Origin of the sequence: Dactylosporangium sucinum (genome assembly GCF_014647515.1) — a bacterium.
In the GTDB taxonomy this organism is placed as follows: Bacteria; Actinomycetota; Actinomycetes; order Mycobacteriales; family Micromonosporaceae; genus Dactylosporangium; species Dactylosporangium sucinum.
Genome location: NZ_BMPI01000011.1, coordinates 131,233 through 153,812, shown reverse-complemented (window position 1 = coordinate 153,812; position 22,580 = coordinate 131,233). Strand labels below are relative to the sequence as shown.

Here is a 22,580-nt window from a genome sequence, read left to right as displayed (position 1 = left end):
CGGATGACGGAAACGATCACCCGGGACGACGAGTACCTCTGGCTGGAAGACGTCGCGGGCGAGGAGGCCCTGGCCTGGGTCCGAGCCCGCAACGCCGAGACCACCGAGGCCCTGACCGGCAATGATCGGTTCGCCGGGCTGCGCGACGGCATCCGCGCCGTCCTCGACGCCGACGACCGCATCCCGATGATCGCCTGGCACGGCGAGCGCGTCTACAACCTGTGGAAGGACGCCGAGCACCCGCGCGGCCTGTGGCGGCGCACCACCCTCGAGGAGTACCGCGCCCCCGAGCCGCGCTGGGAGACCGTCCTCGACCTCGACGCGCTCGCCGCCGCGGAGGGCGAGAACTGGGTCTGGCAGGGCGCCGACTACCTGCGCCCGGGTGAGCGGCGCTGCCTGGTCTCGCTGTCGCGGGGCGGCGCCGACGCGGCCGTGGTGCGCGAGTTCGACCTCGTCGCGCTGCAGTTCGTGGCCGACGGCTTCACCCTGCCGGAGGCCAAGAGCGACGTCAGCTGGATCGACGAGGACCACATCTACGTCGGCACCGACACCGGCCCCGGCTCGATGACGTCGTCGGGCTACCCGCGGCAGGTGCGCCGGTGGAAGCGTGGCACCCCGCTCGCCGACGCCGAGCTGGTCTTCGAGGGCGAGGCCGACGACGTCTCCGTGCGCGCCTCGACCGACCCGTCCGCGCCCGGGCACCGGGCGGTCATCCGCCGCTCGACCGACTTCTTCCACGCCAGGCGGCACCTGCTGCGCGACGGCACGCTCACCGAGCTCGACGTGCCCGACGACGCCGGCGTCGACGTGCACCGCGAGTGGCTGCTCATCCGGGTCCGCACCGACTGGGAGGTCGCCGGCGCGACGCACCCGGCGGGCTCGCTGCTCGTCGCGAACCTCGACGACTACCTGGCCGGCGGGCGCGACCTCACCGTGCTGTTCACCCCCGACCCGCACACGTCGCTGAGCTACGCCGACTGGACCCGCAACGGCCTCGTCCTCGTGCTGCTCGCCGACGTCCAGAGCCGCCTGGAGCTGCTCACCCACGACGACGGGCAGTGGCGGCGGACCGTGCTCGGCAGCGAGCTCGGCCAGACCGACGTGTGGAACACCAACGCCGACACCGACGACCAGTATCTGCTGCTGTCCAGCGGGTTCACGCTCCCGCCGACGCTGCGCCACGGCGTCCTCGGCGGCGAGGGTCCGACGATCCTCAAACAGGGTCCGGCGTACTTCGACGCGGAGGGCATCACGACGCGGCAGTTCTTCGCCACGTCGGCCGACGGCACGCAGGTCCCCTACTTCGTCGTCGGGCGCCCGGAGGCCGGGCCGGGCCCGACGCTGCTGAGCGGCTACGGCGGCTTCGAGGTGTCCCGCGTCCCGGCGTACAGCGCGATCGTCGGCCGCGGCTGGCTGGCCCGCGGCGGCACGTACGTGGTGGCGAACATCCGCGGCGGCGGCGAGTACGGCCCGCAGTGGCACCGCTCCGCGCTGCGCGAGAACCGGCCCCGCGCCTACGAGGACTTCGCCGCCGTCGCCGCCGACCTGGTGGAGCGGGGCATCACCACCCGCGCGCAGCTCGGCATCGAGGGCGGCTCCAACGGCGGCCTGCTCATGGGCGTGATGCTGACCCGCTACCCGGAGCTGTTCGGCGCGGTCGTCTGCGCGGTGCCGCTGCTGGACATGAGGCGGTACCACCTGCTGCTGGCCGGCGCGTCCTGGATGGCCGAGTACGGCGACCCCGACGACCCGGACGACTGGGCCTACCTGCGGCTGTTCTCGCCGTACCAGAACGTGCGGGCCGCCGTGCCGTACCCGCCGGTGCTCATCACCACCTCGACCCGCGACGACCGGGTGCACCCCGGCCACGCGCGCAAGATGGTGGCGCTGCTGCGCGCGGAGGGCAAGGACGTCACGTACTACGAGAACATCGAGGGCGGCCACGGCGGCGCCGCGGACAACGCGCAGCTGGCGTTCAAGTGGGCGCTCGCGTTCGAGTTCCTGTGGCGGACCCTCAGCCGCTGATCAGGCGGCCGCCGTGGCCAGGGCGGCCGCGGCGGCCATCCGGCGGCGGGTGGTGCGGCGGTAGCGGAAGACCTGGGCCGCGCCGAAGCCCCACACGAGGTACTGCATGGCGAACGCCCACTTGAAGGTGCCCAGCGACGGGTGGTCCGCGCCCGGGGCGGTCCGGACGTCGAGCAGGACGCCGATGGCGACGATGAGCACGATCGACGCGACGAACCCGCCGACGTTGACGATGCCGGTCGCGCCGCCGAGGCGGGCGGCGGGGTTGAACGAGCGGGCGTAGTCGAAGCCGATCATCGAGCCGGGGCCGTTGACGGCGAGCACCAGCACCAGCGCGACCAGCAGCCACAGCGGCGCGCGGCCCGGCCACAGCAGCACCGCGCCCCACGCGGCGGCCGAGCTGCCGACGATGGCGAGGACGAGGCTGGAGCGGTGGTACGGCAGGCGCCCGCAGAAGTGCCCGACCAGCGGCCCGAGGACGATGCCGCCGACGGTCAGCAGCGACAGCAGCAGCGCCGCCGTCTGCGGGGACAGCCCCTCGCCCTGGGTCAGGAACGGGTACCCCCACAGCAGCGCGAACACGCAGCCGGAGAACTGGGTGACGAAGTGGGTCCACAGGCCCAGCCGCGTGCCGGGCTCGGCCCACGCGTCGCGCAGCCCCAGCTCGGCGGGCGGCGCCGTGGACACCCCGGCCGGCGCGTCGCGCAGCGCGGCCACCACCAGCGCCACGACCGCGGCGCCCAGGGCGGCGGCGCCGGCGAACGTCGCCGTCCAGCCCTCCTGGCGCAGCAGGAACACCAGCGGCGCGGCGCTGGACAGCGCGCCGAGCTGGCCGATCATGCCGGTCAGCTGGACCAGCAGCGGGTTCCTGGCCGGCGGGAACCACAGGGCGACGATCCGCAGCACGCTGATGAACGTCATCGCGTCGCCGACGCCGATGAGCACCCGGGCCGCGACGGCCGGGCCGAGGTCGTGGGCGTAGGCGAACAGCAGCTGGCCGGCCACCATGAGCAGGCCGCCGGCGGCGAGCAGCTTCCGCGAGCCGTACCGGTCGAGCAGCACGCCGACCGGGATCTGCATGCCGGCGTAGACCGCGAGCTGGGCCACGGACAGCATGGCGAGCAGGGCCGTGCCGACCCCGAGGCGCTCGGCCGCGGCGATCCCGGCGACGCTGAGCGAGGAGCGGTGGAAGACGGCGACGACGTAGGCGGCGAGCCCGACGGCCCAGATCAGGTAGCGGCGCATGGCGATCCGACGCTATCGGCTGGGCTCCCCGAAGTGTGCCGACTGTGACCGGCCTCAAGTGTGGCCTTGCGGACAGGCCATACGCTGTCGGCGACCGCTTTGCCGTTCTGAGGATCCCCGTCATGCGCGATCTGACCGTCACTCCCATCCGGTGGGAGCACTCGGGCGACGGCGAGTTTCCCTACCACGCCGAGGTGGACGGGCGCAGCCTCACCGTGCGGGTCAACGACTTCCCGGCCGAGCCGCTGTACACGCTGCTCGTGGACGGCGCCGAGCTGGTCGACCTCGACGACTGGCCGCCGGTGTGGCGCCGCCCGCCGGTGCCGTCGCACCTGCTGGACCTCGTGGCGCGTCCGGTGACGACCGACCTGCTGTGGACGTGGGCGCGGCGGATCTGCGGGGTGACGACCGAGCACGCCGCCGAGGTGGCCGCGCTGCTGGGGCTGCCGGCGCCGACCCAGGACGACTTCGGGCGGCTCTTCGTGCAGCCGAGCCCGCCCGGCACCGCCTGGCTGCAGCTGTGCATGAACGATCGGGCCGGGCTGTCCACGGTGGAGATCCGGTTCGCCGAGCCGGCGCTGACCCGGGCCGAGCTCGACGCGTGCTTCGGCCCGAGCCAGGAGCTGCCGCGGGTGCACTGGGACTCGCCGCACCTCATCGCCCACGCGGTCCGCACACCCGACGCGCCGCTGTCGTGCACGCTCTTCTCGTCGTTCACCGCCCAGCCCGACCCGTCGGAGCGGGCGTTGCAGGTCACCCTGCGGCGCGACCACCACTGAGCGCGCGCTTGAGCGGCGCCGTCTTGGCGGCGGCCTCGGCCACCTCGGCCCGCGGGTCGCTGTCCCAGACGATCCCTCCGCCGGCCCAGAGGTGTGCCCGGTTCGCGGAGATCGCGGCGGTACGGATGGAAAGCCCGAGATCCACGCTGGCTCGCCCAGTGTGGTCGTGCCCGATCCAGCCGAACGCCCCCATGCTCGGTCCCCGGCCGACGGGTTCGAGGCGGCCGGCGACCTCGACGGCGGCGCGTTTCGGCGCGCCGGTGACCGAGCCGCCGGGCCAGACGGCGGCCAGGAGCTCGGCCAGGCCGACCCCGTCGCGCAGCTCGGCGCTGACGGTGGACTCGGCCTGCCAGAGCCCGGACCAGCGCCGGATCGCGAACAGCTCGTCGACCCGGACGGAGCCGGTGCGGGCGACCCGGCCGAGGTCGTTGCGCTCCAGGTCGACGATCATGACGTGCTCGGCCCGCTCCTTCGCGGAGGCGAGCAGCTCGGCCCGCCCCTCGGGGGTGGCCGGCCGGGTGCCCTTGATCGGCCGCGTGGTGACCCGGCCCCCGGCCACCTCGACGAGCGTCTCGGGCGAGGCCGAGGCGACCCACCAGTCGTCCCCGTGGAGCACTCCCCCGTACTTCGCGCCCGGAAGGCCGGCGAGCCGGGCGAGCGCCTCCCGCGGGTCCCCGGAGAACGGGGCGCTCGCGTGGCCGACCAGGTTCACGACGTAGACGTCTCCGCGGGCGATCGCCTCCCGGACCGCCTGGACCGCCGCCGCGTGCTCCTCGGGCGTCCAACTGGGCGTCCAGGGCCCCGTGACGGCCCCCGGCCGGCGTGCAACTTCCATTCCGACACTGTGACGGTGCTCATAGACGACGGCCGCCAGATCCGGCACCGCCGGGGCCGGCGAGGCGGTCACGGAGGGTGGCGACAACAGCACCGCCGCCCCGCACACCGATCGGTCGGTCACGGAGGGTGAACCCGAAAAGTCCGAAATCTGAACACCGTGTGACGCCAGGAAGTCGCAGAGCAATCGAAGAGGGTCGCCACCGTCCCGGGAATGCCACTCCAGCCGGGAGCGCTCCCATATATATGCGCGACACGCGGTTGGTAGCCCGGGCGGGTGAAGATCCACCGACCCGCGCCGGTACCCGACGACCGGTCCTAATGTGCTCATACGAAGGGTGGATTATCCCCAAGTTGTGCCGTCACGTGTTCGAAATCGTGTCGTTGGCCGTAGTAGCGTGCATCACTGGTCATGTGAAGAACCACACAGGCCTCAACTGAACCTCTCAATCGGAGACCCCCGATGCTCTGCCAGCACCAACCAGCCTGTCCATCCGCCGACGACACCGACCGGGAAGCCGCACGCGTCACGGCCGCACACCCCGAGCAGGGGTGGAGCCTGCTGTGCAACGGCGTGATCTTCTTCGAGGACACGGGCGAACTGCTGCCCGACTGCAGCGTGATCGAGCCGCACCGCGGCCCGGCCCGCCACGTCCTGGTCGAGGCGGCCTGACCGCTACACACCGTAGCGATCAGGCCACTACGCTTCGTAACTTCTACTCCTCGAAGGCCGACGCCGGTGGGCATGCGCAGACGAGGTTCCGGTCGCCGTAGCTGTCGTCGATCCGGCGCACCGGCGACCAGTACTTCGCCGACGCGTCGACGCCCGCCGGGTACGCGGCCACCGACCGCGGGTATGGCCGCTCCCACGTATCCGCCGTCACCACCGCCGCCGTGTGCGGCGCGTTCGCGAGCGGGTTGTCGTCGCCGGGCCACTCGCCCGCCGCGACCCGCTCGATCTCCCGCCTGATCGCGATCATCGCGTCGCAGAAGCGGTCGAGCTCCGCGAGGTCCTCACTCTCCGTCGGCTCCACCATCAGCGTCCCGGCCACCGGGAACGACATCGTCGGCGCGTGGAAGCCGTAGTCGATGAGCCGCTTGGCCACGTCGGCCACCGTCACCCCGGTCGCCCGGGTGATCCCCCGCAGGTCCAGGATGCACTCGTGCGCGACGAGGCTCGCGCTGCCGGTGTAGAGCACCGGGTAGTGCTCGCGCAGCCGGGCCGCGACGTAGTTCGCCGCCAGCACCGCGGTCGCCGTCGCCTTCGTGAGGCCGTCGGGGCCCATCAGCCGCAGGTACGCCCACGGGATGGGCAGGATGCCGGCCGAGCCCCACGGCGCCGCCGACACCGGCCCGACCGGCGCGTCGCCCGACAGGAACGGGTGCGACGGCAGGAACTTCGCCAGGTGGGCCCGGACCGCGACCGGCCCGACGCCCGGCCCGCCCCCGCCGTGCGGGATGCAGAACGTCTTGTGCAGGTTGAGGTGCGACACGTCGGCGCCGAACTTGCCGGGCTTGGCGAAGCCGAGCAGCGCGTTGAGGTTGGCGCCGTCGACGTACACCTGGCCGCCGGCCTCGTGCACCTTCGCGCACAGCGCGGCGATGCCCTCCTCGTAGACGCCGTGCGTCGACGGATACGTGACCATGATGGCCGCGAGCCGGTCGGCGTGCTGCTCGATCTTGCGCTCGAGGTCAATGAGGTCGACGTTGCCCAGCTCGTCGCAGGCGACGACGGCGACCCGCATGCCCGCCATCACGGCGCTGGCGGCGTTGGTGCCGTGGGCGCTGGAGGGGATGAGGCAGACGTCCCGCCGCGCCTCGCCGCGCTCGTGGTGATACGCCCGGATCGCGAGCAGCCCGGCAAGCTCACCCTGCGAACCGGCGTTGGGCTGCAGGCTGACCGCGTCGTAGCCGGTCACCTCGGCCAGCCAGCGCTCCAGGTCCGAGATGAGGCGGCGATACCCCTGGGTCTGCGCGGCCGGCGCGAAGGGGTGCACGTTCGCGAACTCCGGCCAGGTGATCGGCTCCATCTCGGCCGTCGCGTTGAGCTTCATCGTGCAGGAGCCGAGCGGGATCATGCCCCGGTCGAGCGCGTAGTCCTTGTCGGAGAGCTTCCGGAGGTACCGCAGCATCGCCGTCTCCGACCGGTGGCTGCTGAACACCGGGTGGGTCAGGTAGCCCGACGTGCGGCGCAGCCCGGCCGGCACGGCGTCGGCGACGTCCTCGTCGACGTGCGTCGGGACCCCGAACGCCGCGAGGACGTCGCGGAGGTGGCTGAACGTCGTCGTCTCGTCGCAGGCGATCCCGACCCGGTCGGCGTCGACGCGGCGCAGGTTGACCCCGCGGGCGGCGGCCGCCTCGACGATCTCGTCGGCCCGCTGCGGAACGACCGCGGTGACGGTGTCGAAGAAGGCGGCGTGCTCGACGGTGATCCCGCCGGTCCGCAGCCCGGCCGCGAGCCGCGCGGCCATGTCGTGGGTGCGGGCGGCGATCTCGCGGAGGCCCTCGGGCCCGTGGTACACGGCGTACATGCTCGCGACGACGGCCAGCAGGACCTGCGCCGTGCAGATGTTGCTGGTCGCCTTCTCGCGGCGGATGTGCTGCTCGCGGGTCTGCAGGGCGAGCCGGTAGGCGGGGGCGCCGCCGGCGTCCTTCGACACGCCGACCAGGCGGCCGGGCAGCGTGCGCTCCAGGCCCTTGCGGACGGCGATGTACCCGGCGTGCGGCCCGCCGAAGCCCATCGGCACGCCGAAGCGCTGGGCGCTGCCGACGGCGACGTCGGCGCCGATGGCGGCCGGCTCGCGCAGCACGCACAGGGCGAGCAGGTCGGCGGCGACGGTGACGATCGCCTGGCTGTCGTGGGCTTTCGCGACGAGCTGCGCGTGGTCGCGGACCGCGCCCGACGCCCCCGGGTACTGCAGGTGCAGCCCGAAGTACTCCTCCGGCAGCTCCCCGGCGGTGAGGTCGACGACCCGGACCTCGATGCCGAGCGGCTCGGCGCGGGTCCGCAGCACGGCGAGGGTCTGCGGGAGCACGTCGCTGTCGACGACGTAGACGTCGGCCTTGACCTTCGACGAGCGGCGGGCCAGGGTCATCGCCTCGGCGGCCGCGGTGGCCTCGTCGAGCAGCGACGACCCGGCGACGTCGAGCCCGGTGAGGTCGGCGACGACGGTCTGGAAGTTCAGCAGCGCCTCGAGCCGGCCCTGGCTGATCTCCGGCTGGTACGGGGTGTACGCCGTGTACCAGGACGGGTCCTCCAGCACGTTGCGGAGGATCACGGGCGGCGTGTGGGTGCCGTGGTACCCCAGGCCGATCATCGACACGAGGGTCCGGTTCTGGGCGGCGAGGGCACGCAGCTCGCCGAGGACCTCCGCCTCGGAGGCCGCGAGCGGCAGGTCGAGGCCCTGGTGCCAGCGGATCGACCCGGGGATCGCCGCGCTCATCAGGTCGTCGACCGATTCATACCCGACGGTCTTGAGCATCCGGTCCTGCTCGTCGGGCGAGGGTCCGATGTGCCGGCTGGCGAAACTCGTCATAGCCACACTCTTCTGGGTCTTTTTCGGGGCAGGGATGCGGTGCTCCTCCCCCTCTGTCGCAGACACTGCAGACTCCAGAGGTGCCAACCCGACGCGGTCCTTCTGCCTGAGAGGTTCCGGGGAGGATTTGCCCCTTCGGCGCCGCCGTCTGTCGTCCTTTCCGGGACGGCGATCTCTCCCGCGCGGGTATTGCCGGCACCCCTAGGCTACCAACCGTGCATGATCTGACCATCGTGGCGTCGCACACGATCTATTCCGCCATCGTCGGATCCCGCGCCTACGGCCTGGCCGGCGAGTCGTCCGACACGGACCGCCGCGGCGTGTTCCAGGCCCCGACCCCGTCCTTCTGGCCGCTACGGAAGCCCCCGACGCACGTGGAGGGCCCGCTGCCGGAGCAGTTCAGCTGGGAGCTGGAACGGGCCTGCACCCTGGCCCTGTCGGCCAATCCCACGGTCCTGGAGTGCCTGTGGTCCCCGCTGGTCGAGCGGGTGACGGAGGCGGGCCGCGACCTGCTGTCGATCCGCGCGGCGTTCCTGTCCCGCCGCACGGCGCGCACGTACGGCGACTACGCCAGGGACCAGCTGGCCAAGCTGACCACGACCCGGGCGAAGACGGGCCAGGTGCGGTGGAAGCAGGCCATGCACATGGCCCGCCTCCTGCGGGCGGGCGCCCACGTCCTGCGCGAGGCCGAGATCCTGGTGGACGTCACCCGGTGGCGCGAGGAACTCCTGTCCATCCGCCGGGGCGACCTGACCTGGGAGGCATTCGCGACCCTGGCCGAGTCCCTGGAAGCAGACCTGGAGTCGGCGGCGGCATCGACCACCCTCCCGGACGCCCCCGACCACGCCACGGTCGAAGCGTTCCTGGTCACAGCCCGCTCCCGGTCGGCAACCACGTCGGCGCCCGCGCGCTCCGCAGCGCCCTTCGCCCACCGGACGCCCACGGCCTCTGCTCCCACCGCCTCTGCTCCCGCGACTCCTGCTCCCGCGACCTCTGCTCCCGCGACCCTCTCTCTTGCGCCCCTCCCTCCCGCGGCGGTGGCGGCGGGCGTGCCGGGCTGGGCCGGGGAGGTGGTCGACGAGCTGGCGTACCCGGTGGTGTTCGCCACAGTGAGCGGCGCGCACCTGTACGGCTTCGCGTCCGTGGACTCCGACCTCGACCTGCGCGCGTGCCACCTCCTGCCGCTCGCCGAGGTGGTCGGCCTGCACACCGGCCCGGAGACCGTCCAGTCCGGCGGCGAACGCGATTGCATGGAGCTCGACGTGGTCGCCCAGGAGCTCGCGAAGTTCATCCGGCTGCTGCTGAGGCCCAACGGCTACGTGCTGGAGCAGCTACTCTCACCGCTGGTCGTGCGCACCTCCGAGCTGCACGACGAGCTGGCCGCCCTGTCGCGCCACTGCGTCACCTCCCGGCACGCGCACCACTACCTGGGTTTCGCGGCCGGCCAGTGGCAGCTCTTCCAGAAGACCGGCGAGCTGAAGCCCGCCCTGTACACCCTGCGCGTCCTGCACACCGGCATCCACCTCATGCGCACCGGCGAGATCCAGGCCGACCTCCGCCCGCTGGCATCCCTCCCGTACATCGCCGACATGATCGAGGCGAAGCGGGCCGGCGAGCATCACCTCCTCCCCGCCGACCTGGTCAGCCGCGACCGCCTGGCGGACGACGTCGAGTCCCTGACCGCGACCCTCGAAGCGGCCCGCGACACCTCCGCCCTCCCGGCGGCCCCGTCGGCCGGCGACGCCCTGGAGGCCCTCCTGATCCGAACCCGCCTCGGCCATGCCTGACCGGCGCACCACGGTCCGGGCGTCCCTGATCTCGGCCTTCCACGACGACCTGTTCGCCACCGAGCCCACCGAGCCCAGCGCGCCCAACAAGCCCAGTGCGCCCAACGAGCCCAACGAGCCCAACGAGCCCGCCAAGTCCACCGAGGGCCTGCGCGGCGGGTCCACCGAGGGCCCACTCGGCGGGCCCGCCGCGCTCGGCGGAGCCGGCGGGGTCGACCCGGCCTGGCGGCTGGCCGGCTGGGGCAGTGCCGCGCTGCAGCGGATCCGCTTCGACGCCTTGCTGCGCGCCACCGCCTTCGCCGGCGGCACCGTCCTCGACTGGGGGTGCGGCCCCGGCGACCTCTACTTCCACCTCACCAAACTGGACCTCCCGTTCACCTACGTGGGGACAGACATCGACCCGCGCATGGTCGAGCTGGCGTCGAGCCGCGGTGTGCCGGACGTCCGCCTGGTCGACCTCGACTTCCGGCCGGAGCGCACCTACGACTACGTGCTCGCCAGTGGGATCTTCCAGTTCCAGGACCCGGACGACCCCCTCTACTTCCTCCCCATTCTGGAGGCCATGTACGACAATTCCGCGCGAGCGGCCGCCGCCACCTTCCTCAGCGCGCACCGGCGGGCGGCCGACAAGGCGCCCGACGAGCTGTACGTCGACGCGGCCACGATCGCCCGGATCGCGGCCGCGATCACCGACCGGTGGGTGGTCGACCACGCGTACCACCCCGACGCCGGGGACCTCACCGTCGGCCTGCGGGCGGCCGGCGGTACCGCCGCCGCTGTCAGAGCTTCCGGCAGCGCCCCGAGTCCGCCTCGACCATGAGCAGGGAGGCGTCGACCGCCTCGAAGTCGGAGCCCTTCAGCGTCTTGAGCGCGTCCAGCTGCGAGTTGCTCCACTTCGCGTCCTGGGTGCCGGTGAAGTACCACGGGGAGCCGTTGTCGGCCAGGATCGCGCCGTAGGTCTTCAGCGCCTGCGCGACGGCCCGCGCCTGGGGCGGGAACCGCGAGACGTCGACCGACGCCTTGAGCCGGAACCGGGCCCCCATCGGCGGCAGCGCGGCGTCGGTGGCGGCGCTCGCGGCATGCCGGGCGGGCCAGACGTACTGCTTGCGCGTCCTCGGCGCCGTGAACCGGATCGCGTGGTCGATCCGCCCCGCCGCGGCCTCGTCGGCGCGGGCCAGCCCGGCGAGGACCGACAGCCCGGCCGCGTCCGCCGACGTCCAGCCGGCCTTGCGCAGCTTGTTGCCGCGCAGGTCGAACACGGCGCCCGAGCCGGCCTTCCACGACCCGTCGGCGTTCGGGTGGGCCGCGTACAGCTCGTAGGCCTTGCAGGCGGCGGCGTCGTACACGATCACGTGCCGGTCGCCGTCCGCGGAGGCGCCGCCCTCGATCCGGGCGTCGCGCGGGATCGGGTACGGGCCGGGGTCGCTCTCGTCGGCGTACTCGAACGACACCTTCACCTTCGCCTGGCCGGCTGGCACCTGGGTGACGGGGATGCCGTAGCCGGTGCCGAAGTCCGGGTGGCCCTTGGCCGCCGCCCCGATGCTGGCCACCCAGGCGGCGGAGTCGCGGTGGACGGGCAGCTTGGACACGTCGGCGCGCCACACGTTGTCGGCCGGGAAGATCGTGCACGGCCCGGCCGAGGCGGGGGCGCTGCCGGCCGCGGACACCCCGGGGGACGGTGGAAGTGATGACTCCGGTACCGACGGTGACGACACGGGCAGAGACTGCGACTTGGCTGGCGGCGAACCGCAGCCCGCCAGTACGATGACCGCCACCAGAGCCACCGAGAACCTCATGCCGCCGCACGCTACCGGCCCACCGCGCTGCGCCTCCACGAGGTCACCCGGCCGTGCTGCTAGCATTCCCCCGGTTGCAGGCGAGCCGGGGGGAAGTGAGCGTGGTGGACCGGCAGGGGCTCGGGCCCGTCCTTACCGTCCCCAACCTGATCAGCTTCCTACGGCTGCTCGGCGTGCCGCTGTTCCTGTATCTGTTCCTCGCGACCGACGCCACCGGCTGGGCGATCACCGTGCTGGTGGTCGGCGGGCTGAGCGACTGGGTCGACGGGTTCGCCGCGCGGCGCCTCAAGCAGGTCAGCCGGCTCGGCGAGCTGCTCGACCCGCTCGCCGACCGCCTGTACATCCTGGCCACCCTCTTCGCGCTGACGTTCGAGGACGTGGTGCCCTGGTGGTTCACGATCGCGCTCATCGCGCGCGAGGCCGTCATGGTCCTGTGCCTCGTCGTGCTGCGGATCCTGGGCCACGGCCCGCCGCCGGTGCACTACGTCGGCAAGACGGCCACCGCCATCCTGCTCATGGGCTTCCCGATGATGCTGCTGGCGAAGTACAGCGAATGGGCCCATCCCTGGGCGCAGCCGAGCGGCTGGGCGCTGCTGTGGTGGGGCATCGTCCTGTACTGGGTGGCCGCCGTCTTCTACTTCATCCAGGCCGGCCTCCACGTGCGCGCCGGCCGGGCAGCAGCGGCGTCGTGACGGCGCCCCGCCGCGACGAACCCACCGAGCGTCGCCGCGACGACCTGCTGGCCGACCTGTTCCGCACCCCGCTCGACCCCGGCTACGCCGCCGCCGCGGCCGCCGGCAAGCCGCCGCCCCGCTGGGGCCGGTGGGGCCGGGCGGCGGCGCTCGCCGCGACCGGGTTCCTGCTCGCCGTCGCCTACCACCAGGCCGTCGCCGAGGCGCCCAGCGCCAGCCGGGCCCGCGACGACCTCGTCGCCGACGTGCGCGCCCGCCAGCACACCGCCGAGGACCTGCAGCGGCAGGCCGAGGAGCTGCGCGCCCAGGTCGACCAGGCCCGCGACGACGCCCTCGCCGACAGCGACAGCGCGGCCCGGCTCAAGCAGCTCGCCGCCGGCACGGGCACCGGCAGGGTGACCGGCGACGGCGCGGTGGTGCGGGTCGTCGACGCCCCGCCCGAGGTCGACCCGGTGACCGGCCAGGCCAAGGAGGAGAACCTCGGCATCGTGCTCGACCGCGACCTGCAGGACATCGCCAACGGGCTGTGGCAGAGCGGCGCCGAGGCGATCGCGGTCAACGGCCAGCGGCTCACCGCCACCAGCACGATCCGCGCCGCCGGCGGCGTGATCCTCGTCGACTTCAAGCCCGTCACCAGCCCGTACGACGTGACCGCCATCGGGCCGGGCGACCTGGCCCAGCGGTTCGAGGGCTCGCCGACGGCCAAAAGGTTCAAGCGGTACGTCGACTCGTACCGCATGCAGTTCAGCGTCAAGAAGCGCACGAAGCTGACGCTCGCCGCGGCGCCCGAGCCGCCGCTGCGGTACGCGCGCCCACCGTCCCCGTCCCCGTCCGCGTCCCCGTCCGGAGGTCCCCGATGATCGCGGTCATCGCCCTGGTGATCGGCGTGGCGGCCGGCATCTTCCTGGAGCCGACCGTCCCGCTGGGGCTGCAGCCGTACCTGCCGATCGCCGTCGTGGCCGCCCTCGACGCCGTGTTCGGCGGGGTGCGGGCCAAGCTCGACGGCATCTTCGACGACAAGCAGTTCGTCATCTCGTTCGTGTCCAACGTGCTCGTCGCGGGCCTGATCGTGTACCTCGGCGACCAGCTCGGCGTCGGCGGGCAGCTGTCGACCGGCGCCGTCGTCGTCCTCGGCGTGCGCATCTTCGGCAACGTGGCCGCGATCCGCCGGCACCTCTTCAAGGCATGAAGAACCTCTACGAACAGCGGCGGCCGCTGGCCGCGAACACGATCATCGCCGTGCTGCTGGCGCTGCTCGGGTTCGCGCTCGTGGTGCAGTTCAAGGCGCGCAACTCCGACGCCGAGCTGGCCGCCGCCCGGCCCGAGGACCTGGTGCGGATCCTGTCCGACCTGGACTCCCAGCAGGAGCGGCTGCGCCGGGACATCGCCGACCTGGAGGAGACCCGCCGCCAGCTCGACTCGGGCGCCCAGGGCCGCGACGCGGCGCTCGCCGAGGCCCGCCGGCGCGCCGACGAGCTGGGCATCCTCGCCGGCACGCTGCCCGCCGAGGGCCCCGGGCTGGAGGTCACGCTCAACTCCGGCTCCGAGCCGATCCAGGCGGCGACGATGCTCGACGCGATCGAGGAGCTGCGCGGCGCCGGCGCCGAGGCGATGCAGATCGGCGGCGCGAACGGCGCGGCCGTACGCATCGTGGCCTCGACGTACTTCGCCGACGGCGGCGACGGCCGCCTGCTGGTCGCCGAGTCGACGCTGAGCGCGCCGTATACGATCATGGTGATCGGCGGACCGGACACCATGCGGACGGCGTTGAACATCCCGGGAGGGGTCGTGGACAGCGTCCGGCAGCACGGCGGTACGGTTTCTCTGCGCGAAGCGGATCCGGTAAGAGTGACCGCGTTGCACACTGCCGGTGAGTTGAGATACGCAAAGCCCGCCTGAGAAGAAGGACCGACGTGATTCCCGAGGATCTGCGTTACACGGCCGAGCACGAGTGGCTCGCACCCGCGGAGGCGGGTGCCTTCAAGGTCGGCATCACCCACTTCGCCCAGGACTCCCTGGGCGACATCGTCTTCGTGCAGCTGCCCGAGGTCGGCACCACGGTCGGCGCCGGCGACTCCCTCGGCGAGGTCGAGTCGACCAAGAGCGTGTCGGAGATCTACGCGCCGGTCTCCGGCGAGGTGGTCGCCGTCAACTCCGCGCTCGCGGACGCGCCGGAGCTGCTCAACTCCGATCCGTACGGGGAGGGCTGGCTGGTCCAGCTCAAGGTCGCCGACGCCGCCGCCGTCGACGCCCTGCTCGACGCGGCGGCCTACCGGGAGCTGACCGAGGCCTCCTGAGCTCTATTTCCGACCTGGCTGCCGCGCGTCCGGTTGACCCGTTATTTCGGGCGTGACTAGGCTCGCTCAGTCAACCGTATGCGTTCTTGACGTTGCCACGCGGCGGCCGGCCGCGCGGATCGTCCCGTTGCACTCGGAAGACACCCGAGAACACGACCGTGAGGTGGTTCGATGACGCGCCCAGACGACGAGTTTCCCCCGCTCGACGTCACGTCCACGCTCAACCTTGGCGCCATTGAGGATGCCATCGAGGGGCCGGACACCGACGTGGTGCCCACCCGCGTGTCGGGCTCCCTCCCGCCCGGGACGGCCCTGCTCGCGGTCCGCCGCGGCCCGAACGCCGGGGCCCGCTTCCTGCTCGACCACGACGTCACCACGAGCGGGCGTCACCCCGACAGCGACATCTTCCTCGACGACGTGACGGTGTCCCGCCGGCACGCCGAGTTCCACCGCGAGGGCGGCACCTTCACGGTCCGCGACGTCGGCAGCCTCAACGGCACCTACGTCAACCGTGAGCGGGTCGAGGCCGCCACCCTGAGCAACGGCGACGAGGTGCAGATCGGCAAGTTCCGCCTCGTGTTCGTGGCAGGGCCGCGGCCCGACGAGAGCTGAGGCGATGACCGGGGCGTCGGCAGCCGCCTGGAACTCACCGGCCCCGGGTGACGAGGTCACCCGGGGTGACCGTCTCATGAGCATCGGCGAGGTGCTCGCCCACCTGCGCGGGGACTTCCCCGACGTCACCATCTCGAAGCTGCGCTTCCTGGAGACCGAGGGGCTGGTCGAGCCGCGCCGCACCCCGGCCGGATATCGCAAGTACACCTGGACGGACGTCGCTCGCCTGCGCTACGTGCTCACGGCGCAGCGCGACCAGTACCTCCCCCTGCGGGTGATTCGCGAGCATCTGGCGACGATGAGCGCCCCGCTGACCGAGGTGCGCCCGGCCGCTCCCGAGCCGCCGGTGGCGGAGCTGCGCCTCACGCGCGACGAGCTGCTGTCGCGGTCGGGGCTTGACGACGTACTGCTGAAGACCCTCGAGGAGTACGGCCTCATCCGGGCCCGCAACGGCTACGACGCCGACTCCCTGGAGGTGGCCACCGCCGCCGCCAGGCTGGCCGAGTTCGGGGTCGAGCCACGGCACCTGCGGGCGCAGCGGGCGGCGGCGGACCGCGAGATCGGCCTCTTCAGCCAGCTCGTCACGCCGTTGACCAGGCAGAACAGTCCGTCCGGCCGAGCCCGGGCGGCGGACACGGTCCACGAGCTCGCCGCGCTGACCCAGCGGGTGCACGCCGCTCTGGTACGGGCCGGACTGCGGGAGATTCTGGGCAAATGACCGTTTTGTGCGGTGCACCGACCCGGCCCGCCGGGTGCGCGGTGCCATCGACCGGCCGGTTCCTGTGGCCCCTCCCGACCACCGCGGGCGATCTTCGCCACTGCCCCGATCCCGGCGGCCTTGCGAGTGGCGCAGGTGCCGTCCGGTCCGTGTACCGTGCAGGGAGAGGCAAGTCGACACGGAGGCGGCAGTGCGAGAGCTGAATGTGGTCGGAGTTCGCGTGGAGCTGCCAACCAATCAGCCCATCGTGTTGCTCAAGGAGGTCGACGGCGACCGCTACCTGCCGATCTGGATCGGCGCGGTGGAGGCGACGGCGATTGCCTACGAGCAGCAGGGGGTGAAGCCTGCCCGGCCCCTGACCCACGACCTGATGCGAGACATGCTGGCCGCGCTGAAGACCCCGTTGCGCGCGGTCGAGATCGTGGAGATGCGCGACAACATCTTCTACGCCGAGCTGGTGATCGGCGACAACGTCCGCGTCTCGGCGCGCCCGAGCGACAGCATCGCCCTGGCGCTGCGGGTGGGCGCCCCGATCCGCTGCGCGGACCAGGTCCTGACCGAGGCCGCCATCGTCATCCCGGACGAGCAGGAGGACGAGGTCGAGAAGTTCCGCGAGTTCCTGGAGCAGGTCCGCCCGGAGGACTTCGCCGGCTGACCTCCTCCCCCGCCGAGACCGTCCCTGAGGGCCGGTCGGCGGGTGGGCGTGGGTACAACACCCCCAGAGCGGCGTGGCGTGCCCCGTCTCTACCGGTGTCCTCGGGTGTCCGCGCCCGAAGCCGGCCCGGGGCAACGACCGGCCGTCGCGCCCACAGCGCCCAGTCACCGACATACCGCCCGCCGCTCCCTCGGGCGCGCCTGCCGTGCCCCGATCTTGTGGGTCCGCGATCTCGTTGGTCCGCGATCTCGTGGTCCGTCCGGTGACGAAGGGACGCTCGGCGGGGGAAGTTCGGGCCGGCGGGGGTTGGTGTCGGTTAGAGTCGGGGCCTGACGGGTGTTTGGGGTGGATTAGCCGGGCTTCGGGTGACGCGCGCAGTGTGGGGTAGCACCAACACGCGGCGTGTCGCGGCGTTATCTCCCCGCAGACCCTCAAGGTGCGCTATAGGGTTGCGGGTGTTGACGCTGGAGGTGGGTCGCAATGCAACAGCCGCCCGATCCCGGGACACCTGGTCATGCCGTCGAACCGGCTGACGCACCGGCCGACGTGATGCCCGGCGCACGCGCCGACGCGTTGCCCGGCGGCCCTCCCGACCCGACCGGACCCGCCGGCCGCGGCGGATTCACGGCGGCCGTGGGCCACGCCGGACCCACCGGACCCACCGGACCCACCGGCCCCACCGGCCCCGCAGACCACGGCGCACCGACCAGCCCGGCCGACCGCGGCGGATACGCCGGAGGCGCCACGCACCCCGGCGGGACCGAGGCCGCGGCGGGCACCACTGGCGGGCCGGCCGGAGCACCCGGTGGCGCAGGCGCGCGCATGATGTCGGGAAGCCCGGCCGACGCGGACGACGTCGGGTACCGGGGGCCGACCGCCTGCCATGCGGCTGGCATCAGCTACCGGCAGCTCGACTACTGGGCCCGCACCGGGCTCGTCGTGCCGAGCGTCCGCGACGCGACGGGGTCAGGAAGCCAGCGGCTGTACTCCTTCCGGGACATCGTCGTCCTCAAGGTGGTCAAGCGCCTCCTGGACGCCGGAGTGTCGCTCCAGAACATCCGCAAGGCCATCGACACCCTCCGCTCGCGCGGCGTGGGTGACCTGGCCGGCATCACGCTCATCTCGGACGGCACCACCGTCTACGAGTGCCGCTCCCCCGAGGAGGTCGTCGACCTGCTGCAGGGCGGCCAGGGCGTGTTCGGCATCGCGATCTCGGGCGCCTTCAAGGAGATCGAGGGCACCCTCTCGCACCTCCCGGCGGAGGCCGCGACGGCGGCCGACGAGCTGCCCGTCGCGCCAGCCGGCGCACCGGCCGAGTTCCCCGCCGGGGACGAGCTCGCCATGCGCCGCGCCCGCCGCCGCGCCGGCTGAGCCACCACCTGCCACCTCCGCGCACGCCGGTCGATGAACACTCATCGGCCGGCGTGCGCGCTCGCTGGGAAGAGGGAGCCGCTTCCGGCGCGGAGGAAGCACCGGTAGCCGCAGCATCCCGGCGCTCGGGTGCGCCCGGCGGTGGAGAAGCCGGCTCCGATGGAAGAGATGGAAGAGCGGCCGGATCGGGTGGCGAGGTGGACCGGGATGTCAGGGCATCCTCGGATTTCGGCTTGCATTTGCGTGTCGAGGCGGGCTCGGGTGTCGACGTGAACGGAGGCGTCGCCGCCACGGCCGCCTCCACCTCCCGCTCCCGATCAGCCATGTCCAGCCGCGCCAGCCGCATCGCATGCCGGGCATGGAGCCCGTGCCGGCGCGACTCCCGGAACTCCGACCGCACCGCGAGGCGGTGGGCGCGACGCCGGTGCCACGCCGCCGTCGACTCGGCCAGCCGGGCCCGCCAGTCGAGCTCCCATCCCTCACCCATGCTCCGACATTAGAACACCCGTACGACAATTTCCGGGCGAACCGGCAAGAACGCCGAACCGGCGAGAACGGCAACCAGCGGGTGCATGGCCGGAAAGGTGGGATCCGTGGCGTTGTGGGCGGGCGCGGGCCCACCCGAGGATGGACAGCGTGCAGGACGTCCTCATCGTCGTGTTCGACGGGGTGCAGAGCCTCGACGTCACCGGGCCGCTCGAGGTCTTCGCCGGGGCGAACGTCGGGGTTCCCGGCAGCTACCGGACCCGCATCGGCAGCGTCGGGAAGCGGGCCGTCGTCACCTCCAGCGGGCTCACCGTCCTCCCCGACGTCGACCTCGCCGAGGTGACCCACGCCGACCTCATCGTCATCCCCGGCGGCGCCGGCACCCGGCACGGCCAGGACGACGTCGCGCGGTGGCTCCGGGAGCGCGCCGGCACCGCCCGGCGAATCATGGCCGTCTGCACCGGGGCATTCATCCTCGGCGATGCCGGCCTGCTCGACGGGCGGCAGGCGACCACCCACTGGGACCACTGCGCGGCCCTCGCGCGGCAGCACCGCACCACCCGCGTCGACCCCGAGCCGATCTTCGTCCGGGACGGCAACATCGCCACGTCGGCCGGGGTCACCGCCGGGATCGACCTCGCCCTCGCGCTCGTGGAGGAGGACCTCGGCCGCCGGACCGCGCTCCAGATCGCCCGGCACCTCGTCATGTTCCTCAAGCGGCCCGGTGGCCAGCGGCAGTTCAGCGTCCAGCTGCGGGCGCAGCTCGCCGAGCGCGACCCGGTCCGCGAGATCCAGCAGTACATCATGGAACACCCGGACGCCGATCTCACCATGAAGGCCCTCGCGGACCGGGCCAGGCTCTCCGAACGCCAGTTCAGCCGCAGTTTCACGAAGGAGGTCGGCGTCCCGCCCGGGCGGTACGTCGACCAGGCGCGCCTCGAGGCCGCCCGCAGACGGCTCGAGGACACCCGCGACGGCATCGAACAGGTCGCCAGGGCCTGTGGCTACGGCACGCCCGAGGCCATGCGCCGCGCCTTCGTCAAGGAGCTGGGCGTCGCCCCACTCGACTACAGGGAGCGTTTCCGATGCGCATCGTGATCGTGTTGTACCGCAGGATGACCGCCCTGGACGCCGTCGGCCCGTACGAGGTGCTGTCCCGCCTCCCGGGCGCCGAGCTCGTCACCGCGAGCCACACCAAGGGACCGGTCGAGACCGACACCGGCTTCCTCACGCTCCATGCGGACGAAGCACTCCACACCATCGGCAACGCCGACGTCGTCGTCGTCCCCGGCGGCCCCGACATCACCGACCAGCAGCAGGACCGGGAGCTCCACGAGTGGCTCAGGACCATCGATCCCACCACCACCTGGACCGCCTCCGTCTGCACGGGCTCGCTCATCCTCGGCGCCGCCGGCCTGCTCGCCGGGCGCCGGGCCACCAGTCACTGGCTGGCGATGAGCGAGCTCACCAGGCACGGCGCCACGCCCGCGGATGAGCGCGTCGTGCGGGACGGCAAGTACGCCACCGCCGCCGGCGTCTCGGCCGGCATCGACCTCGGCCTCACCCTCGCCCGGGAGATCGCCGGGGAGGCCGTCGCCATGGGCATCCAGCTGGCGATCGAGTACGACCCGCAGCCGCCGTTCGACGCCGGCTCGCCCGCGAAGGCCCCGCGGGAGGTGACGGCGTTCCTGACCGCCAACGAGCAGCTGGTCCTGCGAAGATGAGGACATGGCATTCCGCGGCTGGAAGGTCGACGCGCTGGAGTTCTACGAGGGGCTCGAGGCCGACAACTCCAAGACGTACTGGACGAGGCACAAGGACGTCTACGACGAGCAGGTGCGCGGGCCGATGACCGAGCTGCTCGCCGAGCTGGAGCCCGAGTTCGGCCCGGCGAAGATCTTCCGGCCGTATCGCGACGTGCGGTTCAGCGCCGACAAGTCCCCGTACAAGACCAGCTGCGCGGCGTCGTTCGAGCGGGGCGGCTACGTGCAGCTGACCGCCCACGGCCTGGCGGCCGGCATCGGCGTCTACATGATGGACAGTCCGCAGCTGCAGCGGTACCGCGCGGCGGTCGCCGACGACAGCTCCGGCGCGCAACTGCAGGCGATCGTCGACGGCCTGGCCTACGAGGTGACCTCACACGAGCAGCTCAAGTCGGTCCCGAGAGGGTTCGACAAGGAGCACCCGCGGGCCCACCTGCTGCGGCACAAGGGCCTGATCGCGTGGCACCAGTTCCCGCTCAAGCCCTGGCTCGGCACCGCCAAGGCCAAGGACCACCTGGTGACGTTCTACCGGGCCTGCAGCCCCCTCCAGGAGTGGCTGCAGGCCCACACGGGCTGAACCGTCGTCAGCGGCGCTCGACGGCCGCCATCACCACGTCGAACTGGCCGGTGCGCAGCAGGCCCTCGTCGCGCAGCGCCTCCCGGGCGGCCGACGCGCCGGCCTGCCAGGCGGCCTCGTGCACGGCCTCGGCGGCCTCGGCGAGCGACCCGACCGGCACCGTGGGCGCGTCGGCGAGCAGGTTGCCCGCCGGCACGAACACGACCGGCCGGCCGCCGGCGACCAGGGCCGCCTCGCGCCGCGCCTCGAAGGCCGGGGCCTCGTCGACCGCGGTGCCGTAGATGGCGGCGGTGCGGGCGGCGATGGCGTGCCACGAGTGCCGCTCGCGCACCATCTCCCGGGCCCGCGAGGCCAGGGTCTGGGCGAGCAGCGGGTCGGCCAGGAGCGCTCCCACGGCCTCGGCCAGCCCGTCGGGCTCGCCGACCGGGAAGCGGACGCCGGTCACGCCGTGCTCGACGATCGAGGCGAGGCCGCCGGTCGAGGCGACGACGAGCGCGGCCCCGGACGCGGCCGCCTCCAGGGCGACGGTGCCGGTCGGCGCGTAGCGGGCGGGCATGACGAAGGCGTCGGCGGCCGCCAGCACGGCGGCCAGGGTGAGCTGGTCGAGCCGGCCGGGGAAGCTGACCGCCCGGTGCAGCTTGAGCCGGCGGGCCTCCTCGATGAGGGCGCCGCGGTAGTCGCCCTCGCCGACGACGACGGCGCGGGTGCCGGGGTGGCGCTCGCGGATCGCCGGGAGCGCGGCCAGCAGGTCCTGGACGCCCTTCTCCTCGACGAGTCGCCCGGCGTACGCCAGCAGCGGCCCCTCGCCCGCGAACCGCAGCCGCGCCGAGAGCACGGCCCGCGGCGGCGCGGTCCACACGTCGGGGTCGATGCCGTTGGGCACCACGTCGACCCGCTCGGCGGGGACGTCGAAGAGGTGCTGGACCTCCCAGCGCAGGTACTCGGTCGGGACGATCACCCGGCAGGCCTCCGACCCGAGCCACCACTCGACCGAGTGCACCGACCGGCTGGTGTCGCCGGGCAGATACCCCTGGTGCCGCCCGGCCTCGGTGGCCTGCAGCGACGCGACGACCGGGATCCCGAAGCGCTCCTTGAGCGCGACGGCGGCGTGGGTGACCAGCCAGCCGTGCGCGTGGATCACCTCGTAGCCCGCCGGCGGCGCCGCGGCCACCGCCGCCTCCACCAGCAGGTGGTTGACGGCGATCGTGTGGGCCAGGTCATCCGCGGTGTCGGACTCGTCGCCGCTGAGCGCGGCGGCGTGCACGACGCGGACGCCCGCGGGCGCCGGCGCCGACCCGGCGCGGGTCACCACGGTGATCTCGTGGCCGGCCGCGGCGAGCGCCGCGGACAGCGAGGTTGACGGAACGTTCCAGGCGATCATCAATACGCGCATAGCGGATGCCTCTC

General features: G+C 72.9%; 22 protein-coding genes, 1 pseudogene and 1 riboswitch. Of the genes and pseudogenes, 18 read left to right on the top strand and 5 right to left on the bottom strand.

The features are described 5' to 3' along the window. The first annotated feature begins 3 nt into the window (after window positions 1-3). A complete protein-coding gene (locus IEZ31_RS13850) occupies window positions 4-2,025 on the top strand; it encodes a prolyl oligopeptidase family serine peptidase (RefSeq protein ID WP_229834938.1) in 2,022 nt (673 codons plus the stop codon). Here IEZ31_RS13850 and IEZ31_RS13845 read toward each other — a convergent pair whose 3' ends face one another. Beyond that, a complete protein-coding gene (locus tag IEZ31_RS13845; RefSeq protein WP_190250212.1) occupies window positions 2,026-3,270 on the bottom strand; it encodes an MFS transporter in 1,245 nt (414 codons plus the stop codon). Between the two features lie 122 nt (window positions 3,271-3,392). Between IEZ31_RS13845 and IEZ31_RS13840 the strand changes: the two genes are divergently transcribed. Beyond that, window positions 3,393-4,049, top strand: a complete 657-nt coding sequence (locus IEZ31_RS13840) for a hypothetical protein (RefSeq protein WP_190250297.1) — start codon at window positions 3,393-3,395, stop codon at window positions 4,047-4,049. On the opposite strand, the gene IEZ31_RS13835 is transcribed toward IEZ31_RS13840, so the two are convergent. Next, window positions 4,024-5,214 carry an anthranilate synthase component I family protein gene (locus IEZ31_RS13835; RefSeq protein WP_190250211.1) on the bottom strand — a complete coding sequence of 397 codons (1,191 nt, stop codon included), beginning with the start codon at window positions 5,212-5,214 and terminating at the stop codon, window positions 4,024-4,026. The two genes, IEZ31_RS13840 and IEZ31_RS13835, sit on opposite strands and share 26 nt — an antisense overlap. 132 nt (window positions 5,215-5,346) lie before the next feature. Between IEZ31_RS13835 and IEZ31_RS13830 the strand changes: the two genes are divergently transcribed. After that, entirely contained in the window at window positions 5,347-5,556 is a 210-nt protein-coding gene (locus tag IEZ31_RS13830; protein WP_190250210.1) for a DUF5999 family protein, read from the top strand. A 43-nt stretch (window positions 5,557-5,599) separates the two neighbouring features. Here IEZ31_RS13830 and gcvP read toward each other — a convergent pair whose 3' ends face one another. Next, complete coding sequence (gcvP, locus tag IEZ31_RS13825) at window positions 5,600-8,419, bottom strand: aminomethyl-transferring glycine dehydrogenase (RefSeq protein ID WP_373294575.1); 2,820 nt, start codon at window positions 8,417-8,419, stop codon at window positions 5,600-5,602. An 84-nt stretch (window positions 8,420-8,503) separates the two neighbouring features. After that, window positions 8,504-8,610: riboswitch (glycine riboswitch) on the bottom strand. Between the two features lie 33 nt (window positions 8,611-8,643). On the opposite strand from gcvP, the pseudogene IEZ31_RS13820 reads away from it, so the two are divergent. The 3 genes and pseudogenes from IEZ31_RS13820 to IEZ31_RS13810 form a co-directional block, all read left to right on the top strand. After that, window positions 8,644-9,297 (top strand): annotated as a pseudogene (locus IEZ31_RS13820) (nucleotidyltransferase domain-containing protein); the annotation flags it as partial. A 159-nt stretch (window positions 9,298-9,456) separates the two neighbouring features. Further along, window positions 9,457-10,206: a nucleotidyltransferase domain-containing protein gene (locus IEZ31_RS13815; RefSeq protein WP_190250286.1), complete on the top strand. Its 750-nt coding sequence runs from the start codon at window positions 9,457-9,459 to the stop codon at window positions 10,204-10,206. Then, window positions 10,199-11,026, top strand: coding sequence for a class I SAM-dependent methyltransferase (locus IEZ31_RS13810; RefSeq protein ID WP_190250208.1), 828 nt, complete (start codon window positions 10,199-10,201; stop codon window positions 11,024-11,026). The genes IEZ31_RS13815 and IEZ31_RS13810 overlap by 8 nt, the downstream gene beginning before the upstream one ends. Here IEZ31_RS13810 and IEZ31_RS13805 read toward each other — a convergent pair. Further along, the gene (locus IEZ31_RS13805; protein ID WP_190250207.1) at window positions 10,986-11,873 is read right to left on the bottom strand and encodes a hypothetical protein; all 888 of its coding nucleotides are present in this window, start codon (window positions 11,871-11,873) and stop codon (window positions 10,986-10,988) included. The two genes, IEZ31_RS13810 and IEZ31_RS13805, sit on opposite strands and share 41 nt — an antisense overlap. Window positions 11,874-12,103: 230 nt before the next feature. On the opposite strand from IEZ31_RS13805, the gene clsA reads away from it, so the two are divergent. The 12 genes from clsA (at window position 12,104) to IEZ31_RS13745 (ending at window position 21,173) form a co-directional block, all read left to right on the top strand. Next, on the top strand, window positions 12,104-12,694 hold the full coding sequence (gene clsA / locus IEZ31_RS13800) for a cardiolipin synthase ClsA (RefSeq protein ID WP_229834936.1): 591 nt from the start codon (window positions 12,104-12,106) through the stop codon (window positions 12,692-12,694). Beyond that, window positions 12,691-13,554: a DUF881 domain-containing protein gene (locus tag IEZ31_RS13795; protein WP_190250205.1), complete on the top strand. Its 864-nt coding sequence runs from the start codon at window positions 12,691-12,693 to the stop codon at window positions 13,552-13,554. Before clsA ends, IEZ31_RS13795 begins: the two co-directional genes overlap by 4 nt. Continuing rightward, window positions 13,551-13,883, top strand: coding sequence for a small basic family protein (locus IEZ31_RS13790; protein WP_190250204.1), 333 nt, complete (start codon window positions 13,551-13,553; stop codon window positions 13,881-13,883). The genes IEZ31_RS13795 and IEZ31_RS13790 overlap by 4 nt, the downstream gene beginning before the upstream one ends. Continuing rightward, a complete protein-coding gene (locus IEZ31_RS13785; protein ID WP_190250203.1) occupies window positions 13,880-14,593 on the top strand; it encodes a DUF881 domain-containing protein in 714 nt (237 codons plus the stop codon). Before IEZ31_RS13790 ends, IEZ31_RS13785 begins: the two co-directional genes overlap by 4 nt. A 14-nt stretch (window positions 14,594-14,607) precedes the next feature. Further along, entirely contained in the window at window positions 14,608-14,991 is a 384-nt protein-coding gene (gcvH, locus tag IEZ31_RS13780; RefSeq protein ID WP_190250202.1) for a glycine cleavage system protein GcvH, read from the top strand. Between the two features lie 171 nt (window positions 14,992-15,162). Next, a complete protein-coding gene (gene odhI / locus IEZ31_RS13775; protein WP_190250201.1) occupies window positions 15,163-15,603 on the top strand; it encodes an oxoglutarate dehydrogenase inhibitor Odhl in 441 nt (146 codons plus the stop codon). Window positions 15,604-15,679: 76 nt separating this feature from the next. Continuing rightward, on the top strand, window positions 15,680-16,321 hold the full coding sequence (gene ftsR, locus IEZ31_RS13770; protein WP_229834934.1) for a transcriptional regulator FtsR: 642 nt from the start codon (window positions 15,680-15,682) through the stop codon (window positions 16,319-16,321). A gap of 190 nt (window positions 16,322-16,511) precedes the next feature. Beyond that, complete coding sequence (locus tag IEZ31_RS13765; protein ID WP_190250199.1) at window positions 16,512-16,976, top strand: bifunctional nuclease family protein; 465 nt, start codon at window positions 16,512-16,514, stop codon at window positions 16,974-16,976. A gap of 822 nt (window positions 16,977-17,798) precedes the next feature. Next, window positions 17,799-18,347: a MerR family transcriptional regulator gene (locus IEZ31_RS13760; RefSeq protein WP_190250198.1), complete on the top strand. Its 549-nt coding sequence runs from the start codon at window positions 17,799-17,801 to the stop codon at window positions 18,345-18,347. A 636-nt stretch (window positions 18,348-18,983) separates the two neighbouring features. Continuing rightward, the gene (locus IEZ31_RS13755; RefSeq protein ID WP_229834932.1) at window positions 18,984-19,931 is read left to right on the top strand and encodes a GlxA family transcriptional regulator; all 948 of its coding nucleotides are present in this window, start codon (window positions 18,984-18,986) and stop codon (window positions 19,929-19,931) included. Continuing rightward, a complete protein-coding gene (locus IEZ31_RS13750; protein ID WP_190250196.1) occupies window positions 19,919-20,557 on the top strand; it encodes a DJ-1/PfpI family protein in 639 nt (212 codons plus the stop codon). Before IEZ31_RS13755 ends, IEZ31_RS13750 begins: the two co-directional genes overlap by 13 nt. Window positions 20,558-20,561: 4 nt before the next feature. Then, window positions 20,562-21,173 carry a DUF2461 domain-containing protein gene (locus IEZ31_RS13745; RefSeq protein ID WP_190250195.1) on the top strand — a complete coding sequence of 204 codons (612 nt, stop codon included), beginning with the start codon at window positions 20,562-20,564 and terminating at the stop codon, window positions 21,171-21,173. 7 nt (window positions 21,174-21,180) lie between these two features. Here IEZ31_RS13745 and IEZ31_RS13740 read toward each other — a convergent pair whose 3' ends face one another. Then, on the bottom strand, window positions 21,181-22,566 hold the full coding sequence (locus IEZ31_RS13740) for a glycosyltransferase family 4 protein (RefSeq protein WP_190250194.1): 1,386 nt from the start codon (window positions 22,564-22,566) through the stop codon (window positions 21,181-21,183). Window positions 22,567-22,580 lie beyond the last annotated feature (14 nt).